This window comes from Nocardia seriolae NBRC 15557 (genome assembly GCF_007990715.1).
Lineage (GTDB): Bacteria > Actinomycetota > Actinomycetes > Mycobacteriales > Mycobacteriaceae > Nocardia > Nocardia seriolae.
Genome location: NZ_BJWY01000209.1, coordinates 1 through 6,687, shown reverse-complemented (window position 1 = coordinate 6,687; position 6,687 = coordinate 1). Strand labels below are relative to the sequence as shown.

At 68.8% G+C, this 6,687-nt stretch carries 5 protein-coding genes; 3 read left to right on the top strand and 2 right to left on the bottom strand.

Features of this window, described 5'->3' with window-relative positions; translation table 11 throughout:
* The first annotated feature begins 52 nt into the window (after positions 1-52).
* Both NS2_RS34685 and NS2_RS34680 read left to right on the top strand, forming a co-directional pair.
* Positions 53-262, top strand: coding sequence for an NfeD C-terminal domain-containing protein (locus tag NS2_RS34685; RefSeq protein ID WP_096490717.1), 210 nt, complete (start codon positions 53-55; stop codon positions 260-262).
* 29 nt (positions 263-291) lie between these two features.
* A complete protein-coding gene (locus NS2_RS34680) occupies positions 292-1,752 on the top strand; it encodes a flotillin family protein (protein ID WP_052087086.1) in 1,461 nt (486 codons plus the stop codon).
* Positions 1,753-1,880: 128 nt separating this feature from the next.
* Here the strand turns inward: NS2_RS34680 and NS2_RS34675 are convergent, their stop codons facing one another.
* Both NS2_RS34675 and NS2_RS34670 read right to left on the bottom strand, forming a co-directional pair.
* Positions 1,881-3,161, bottom strand: coding sequence for an MFS transporter (locus NS2_RS34675; protein ID WP_172416879.1), 1,281 nt, complete (start codon positions 3,159-3,161; stop codon positions 1,881-1,883).
* 361 nt (positions 3,162-3,522) lie between these two features.
* On the bottom strand, positions 3,523-5,073 hold the full coding sequence (locus NS2_RS34670; protein ID WP_161789527.1) for an RsbRD N-terminal domain-containing protein: 1,551 nt from the start codon (positions 5,071-5,073) through the stop codon (positions 3,523-3,525).
* A 158-nt stretch (positions 5,074-5,231) separates the two neighbouring features.
* Here NS2_RS34670 and NS2_RS34665 point away from each other — a divergent pair.
* Positions 5,232-6,687 (top strand): acyl-CoA synthetase (locus tag NS2_RS34665; RefSeq protein WP_033091582.1); only part of this gene is annotated, 1,456 nt, incomplete at its 3' end.

Below are 6,687 nucleotides of genomic sequence, written 5' to 3'. Positions count from 1 at the left end.
GGACACTAGCGTGTGGTGGTCGAACATCTGCGGTACCGGGGGTGGAGGGTTGATGGCAGCGGACGTGATCGGCAAATACGCCAGGGTGACGGCCGCGATCACACCGGGCCATCTCGGCGAGGTCGTGATCGAGGTGCGGTTCGGCACCGAGAGGTTCCTGGCGCGCGCCGCCGACGGTGAATCGACGATTCCCAAGCATGCCCAGGTGCTGGTGACCGACAGTCTGGGTGGTCGCACTGTCGAAGTCGTGCTCGTGAAATAGCAGTCGCTCTCGTGAAATGAAGGTGCATCGTGGACGTCCTGGTCTTTGCCATGGTCGGGATCGCACTCGTCGCTGTGGTCGTACTGGTCACCCTGTTCCGAATGTCGTGGCGCGTGGCCGAACCCGATGAGGCGCTGATCATCTCGGGCTTCCGGGCCGGGAGCGGGCCGGGCGGTTCGGGGGAGAGCATGGGGTTCCGCATCGTGACCGGGCGCGGCTGCCTGGTCGCGCCGGGCCTGACCAAGGTGCGCCGAATCTCCCTCGAAGCGCACGAATCCCAGATCGTGGTGCCGTGCGTCAGCCGGCAGAAGATCAATCTCCAGCTCACCGGCGTGGTCATGTACAAGGTCGGCGACGACTACGCCTCCATCGCCAATGCCGCCCGCCGCTTCCTGGACCGGCCCGCCGACGAACTCGAGACCAAGGTTCAGAACGTCTTCATCGGCCACCTGCGCGCCATTGCCGGGTCGATGACCGTGGAGGACATGATCAGCGATCAGGACAAGTTCTCCGAGCAGGTGCGGGACCGCTGCTCGCACGAGATGGAGTCCTTCGGCCTGGTGATCGACTCCTTCCAGATCCAGTCCATTGCCAGCGAGTCGAATTACATTGCCAACCTGGCGGTTCCGCACCAGGTGGAGGTCGAGCAGCAGGCCCGCATCGCGCGCGCCCTGGCCGAGCGCGAGGCCATCGCGCAGGAGCAGCAGGCACAGGCGCAGGTGGCGCTGTCGGTGCGCGACACCCAGATCAAGAAGGCCGGGTATCAGGCCGAGGTGGATCGGGCCACCAAGGAGTCGCAGCAGCAGGGCCCGCTCGCCGAGGCGACCGCGCGCCAGGCGGTGGTCGAGGTCGCGACCAAGGTCGCCCAGCTGGAGGCGCAGCAGAAGGAACAGCAGCTCCAGGTCGAGGTGCGCAAGCCCGCCGCCGCCGAGGCGTACCGCCAGACCACCCTGGCCACCGCCACCCGTGACGCCCGCATCCGCCAAGCCGAGGCCGACGCGCAGGAGACCCGCCTGCGCGCGGAAGCCGCTGCGGCACAGACGAAGATGCAGGCCCTGGCCGAGGCGGAGGCGATCAAGGTGCGCGCCGCCGCGCAGGCCGAGGCCACCCGGCTCAACGGCCAGGCCGAGGCCGACGCCATTCAGGCTCGCGGCCTGGCCGAGGCCGAGGCGGTGCGCGCCCGGATGGCGGCCGAGGCCGCCGGTATCCAGCAGCGCGCCGAGGCCATGAGCAAGAACCAGGAGGCGGTGATCGCGCAGCAGGTCGCCGAGAACCTGCCCGAAATCGTTGCCGCCGCGGCCAAGCCATTCGAGCACGTGGGGCAGTTCACGGTGCTCAATGGCGCGCAGGGCGTGACCTCGGCACTGGCCGAGATCATCCAGCAGGCGGGCACGCTCACCTCGATGGCTCGCGAATCCCTGCTGCCCGCCCTCAAGGTCGACGCCAATGGGGGCACCGCCACCAATGGTGAGGTGACGCCCTCCGCGTAATCGCCCCCGGAACGCCGCGAAGCGGATTGCTTCCGGCTGGCCGCGGAATCGGCGCGCGTGGTCGATCCCATGAATGCCATCGGCGCGCCCTTCGCCACCGGCGAGGATCCCTATGTGCCCTGCTCCAGCTACGGCGAATGCTCGCTGGTGTGTCCGGAGAGTATTCCGCTCACCGCCGTCGCGGCGGTCAATCGCGAGGTGGTGTGGGCCCGGCTGCGCGGGAGCAGTAGCGGACTGCCGAGGATCAGCAGTCCGGCCACGGCCAGGGCGATGCGGGGGCCGGTGGCTTCGGCGAGCAGTCCGCCGAGGGCGCTCAGCGCGGCGTTGGCCGCGCCGGTGCTGATCGACCATGTCGAAAGGGTGCGTGCGACAAGCTCTTTGGGAGTGTGCTCGAGCCGGTAGGTGGCCATGACCGGGTTGTACAGACTCATGGCGATGATGATCGCGAGTTCGACGGCGATCACCGTCACCAGGCCGGGGATGCCCGGGCCGACGAAGGCCAGGCCGATCAGCGGGACCACCCGCAGGGCGCCCACGGTGCGCAGGATCCGATGCTGTCCGTAGCGCGCCACCACCCGGTTGGCCAGGCGGGAGCCGAGGAGTCCGCCCAGGCAGGGGGCGGCGAAGGCGAGGCCGTATTGCCAAGGGGCGAAGCCGAGTTCGCGGAGCAGCTGCACCGCCAGCACCGGCTCGGTGGCCATGATGAGGCCGTTGACCAGCATCTGATTGAGGTAGAGCCCGCGCAGGCCGGAGTGGGACAGCAGGTGTCGCCAGCCGTCGAGCAAGTCGTCGAGCCGCACGCCGCCGCTGCCGCTTCGGGCCGGCCGTTCCTCCCGGCCGCGAATCGCCATGATTCCCAACGCCGAGAGCAGGTAGCTCAGCGCGTCGGCCACCACCGTGACGACCGGGCCGAACAGTCCGATCGCGGCCCCGCCCAGGGGCGGCCCGACGGCGATGGAACTCCAGTTCGTCGACTCGAATCGCGCGTTGGCCACGAGCAGGTCATCCGGCCGGACGAGCGCTTTGAGGTATGCCCCACTCGCCGCCCCGAAGGCGATCTTGGCGGCCGCGGCCACGGCCGAAACGACCATGAGCTGCCCGAAACCCAGGTGACCCGCCGCGTAGGCGATCGGGATCGTCATCATGACCGCGAAACGCACCAGGTCCATGGTGATCATCACCGGCCGCTTGCGCCGAAACTCCACCCACGGCCCGAGCGGAAGCGCGATCAGCACCCCCACGGCCGGCCCCACCGCGGACAGCACCGAAACCTGTAATGGACTGGCGTGCAACACGATCACCGCGATCAGCGGCAACGCCCCGAACCCGAGCCCCGACCCATAGGCGCTCACCGCATAAGACGCCCACAGCCACCCGAACTCCCGCCCGAGCACCCGTCTGCCCACCACGCCCGCACCTCCCGCCCGAACCAACCCACAGTCGATGAGCTGTGATCACGGAACCGTCAGGGTAACGGCCGCTCGAACCGGCCGCCATCGAACCCCTTGTGCTTCGGCGCAATTCGGCTATGGTGTTCATCCACCGCTATATGCGCTGATCAAGTCCATAAGCCGCGTTCCGTGCGGTGACCGTTCCGATCGGGATCGGTATCGAGCAAGTCCATCGGAGTTTCCTCATGTCCATGCTGGTATTTCTCGCGCTCTATCCGTTCGTCGGACAGGAGGCGGCACAGCAGACGGCCATCCAATGGTCGGCGGTGCCGTAGCCGGGGGATTTCATTCGTTGTGGGATCGGTTGTCGCGCAGCTGATCACCAGGATTCGATCAGTGGGGAGTCGTGCTCCTGGAGCTGCCATTGTTCGGTGAGGCGTGCGAGTCGCGCTGCGTTGGCGATGCCGTGGACGCTCGCGATCCGGTCGTCGCGGAGCGCGAGGATGACGACGCCGAGGACCCGGTTGTCGAGCGTGGCGAGCATGGCCGGGCAGCCATTGACCACCCCGGCGTGGATCGCGGGTGAGCCGCCCGCCAGTCGTCGTTTGGCCGGGGTCGGTTTGAGTCCGGCCCGGAAGGCGCGGGCGATCTGCTCGGGGAACAGGTAGCGGATCAGCTGGCCCGCCAGGCCCGCGCCGTCGGAGACGCCGGTCGCGTCGTCGGTCAGCAGTGCGACCAGTTGTTCGGTGCGGCCGGAGGAGGCGGCGTCGACGAAGGCCTGGACCATGGGGCGCGCGGTGGCGTGGTCGACCGCGGTTCCGTTGCCGGAGGCCGAGATTCGCCGCCGAGCCCGGTGCAGGTCGCAGGCGGTGAGGTCCTCGAAGCGGCCGATGCGGTAGCGAACGGTGTTGGGGTGGACGAACAGTCGCTGGGCGGTGGTGTCTATGCGCAGGCCGGAGTCCAGGTAGATCTCGACGGTGTCGATGAGGACGTTGGCGGCCTCGCCGTGGCCGAGCGGGGTGAGGTAGCGGCGGGCGAGGGCGGTGCCCAGGCCCGGATCGGTGATGACGCCGGGGAGCAGGCCGAGGTCGTCGAAGTCCTGAACGTCGTTGTGGCCGAGTGCGAGAGCGGTGGCGAGGGCGCGGGTGGCCAGGCGGAAGGAGTCGGCCAGCTGCGCCAGCGGGGCGGCCGGGCCGAAGGCGATGGGGACCGCGGCGTCGAGGTCGGGGCGGCCGTGACGGATGCCCGCCAGGTCGCCGTCGATGACCGTCACCAATGCGGTCGGTCCGAGCAGGGTTTCGAGTTCGGCCGCCGAGACCGATGCGGTGGGGCGGGTACGGAAGGTTCGGTAGCCCTGCTTCGGGTCGAGGCCGTAATGCTCTGCGCGCTGGTGTAATTCGGTCAGGTGCAGGGTTCCGGTGAGGGCGGCGCGGGTGAAATCCGCGCGCTGCTGCCCGTCGCGACCGGTGCGCCGGAGTTCGACACCGCGGTGCCCCGCCGAGAGCATGACGATGGCGGTGTCGAACAGGTCCAGGGTGTCGAGGGTGAGACCGAGCAGCAGGTGGTCGTCGGCTCCCACGGTCGGGGCGGCCAGGCTGAACTCGTCGAGCAGGTGCCGCTGGGCCATGCGCCAGGCGCGCATCACGCTCTCCAGCGAAATGTGCTGCTGCGCGCGCAGTTCCCCGTACGCGGTGAAGGTCGACAGATCGGCGGGGCCGGGCTCGCGGGAGTTCGACAGGGCGGCCAGCAGCCGGTCGAACAGATCCCGGGTGGCGGGCAGGACGTCGCCGGTCCCGATCTCGGTGTAGTCGGGAATCGAGTCGACGGCTTCCCGCACGGTCGCGCCCGCCAGCCGGTCGCAGTCGGCGCGCACCCGCTCGACGAGCAGGCGGCGGGTCACCGGGTCGGACGGACGGGCGGAGGCGGTCATGGTCCGACCAAGATACGACGGCATTTGGAAAAAACAACAAACCTCGCGAACCGAAGTTCGGACCCCGGTCCATGGCCCGCGCGGATGTAACCCACGACACTCGGCAGGTGTAATCCACGACACTCGATCGTGGTCGAGAGCGCACAGCGAGGACTCGTATGTATCTCACCCAGGGGCTGCACAGGGCCGTGCAGCAGCAGCCGGACGCCGTCATGACCGTCTTCGGCGACCGGACCCGCACCTTCGCCGAGGTGGCCGAGCGGGTGGCCCGGCTGGCGGGAGCACTGCGGGAACTCGGAGTGGGAAGCGATGACCGGGTCGGCATCCTGGCGCTGAATTCGGATCGCTATCACGAGTACCTGCTGGCGGTGCCGTGGGCGGACGCGGTGCTCAATCCCATCAATATTCGCTGGAGCGCGGCGGAAATCGCCTATTCCCTGGTGGATTCGGATACCCGGGTGCTGCTGGTGGACGACGCGTTCGCACCCATGACCGCCGCCGTTCGCGCCGCGGCCCCCGGCGTGCGCATCATCATCCATTGCGGCGACGGCCCGACCCCGGAGGGCATGCTCGCCTACGAAGACCTCCTCGCGGCCGCGCAACCGGTGCCCGATGTCCGCCGCCACGGCGGGCAACTGGCCGGGATCTTCTACACCGGCGGCACCACCGGCCACCCCAAGGGCGTCATGCTCAGTCAAGCCAACCTCGCGGTGTCGGCCCTGGGCGGGCTGGCCTCCGGGTTCCTGTTCCGGCCGGAAGCGCGCTTCCTGCACGCCGCGCCCATGTTCCATCTCGCCGACCTGGCCGGCTGGTACGGGCAGCTGATGCTGGGCGGCACCCACGTCATGATTCCGGCCTTCGATCCGGTGGCCGTCATGAAAGCCGTTGAACGACACGGTGTCACCGAGTCGGTGCTGGTTCCGGTGATGGTTCAGATGCTGGTCGACCACCCCGAGATGGCCGACCACGACATGTCGAGTGTGCGGACCGTCATGTACGGGGCCTCGCCCATCGCGCAGGCACTGCTGGAGCGTGCGATGAAGGTGTTCCCGAACGCCGGTTTCGTGCAGGCGTACGGCATGACCGAACTTTCGCCGATCGCGACGCTGCTGAGTCCCGAGGACCATCTGGCGGGCCGGTTGCGCTCCGCGGGTCGCGCGATGCCGCATTCGGAGGTGCGGGTCGTGGATCCCGACGGCGCGGAGGTGTCGCGCGGCACCGTCGGCGAGGTCGTGGTGCGCGGCGGGCACGTCATGCTCGGCTACTGGAACAAGCCCGACGAGACCGCCGCGGCCATCCGCGACGGCTGGATGCACACCGGCGACGGCGGCTATATGGACGACGAGGGCTACGTCTACATCGTCGACCGGGTGAAGGACATGATCGTCTCCGGCGGCGAGAACGTGTACTCCGCCGAGGTGGAGAACGCCCTGGCCGCCCACCCCGCCGTCGCCGCCTGCGCGGTAATCGGTGTGCCGGACCCGGATTGGGGTGAGCGCGTGCACGCCGTCATCGTCTGCCAGGCCGGTGTCACCGTCACCCTCGCCGACATCCGTGACCACGCGAAATCCCTGATCGCCGGATACAAGGCCCCGCGCAGTATCGAACTAGTAC

Coding starts and splice junctions, on each gene's coding strand:
- NS2_RS34670 (WP_161789527.1), bottom strand. CDS start 5,073: ATGACCGCCTCCGCCCGTCCGTCCGACCCGGTGACCCGCCGCCTGCTC.
- NS2_RS34685 (WP_096490717.1), top strand. CDS start 53: ATGGCAGCGGACGTGATCGGCAAATACGCCAGGGTGACGGCCGCGATC.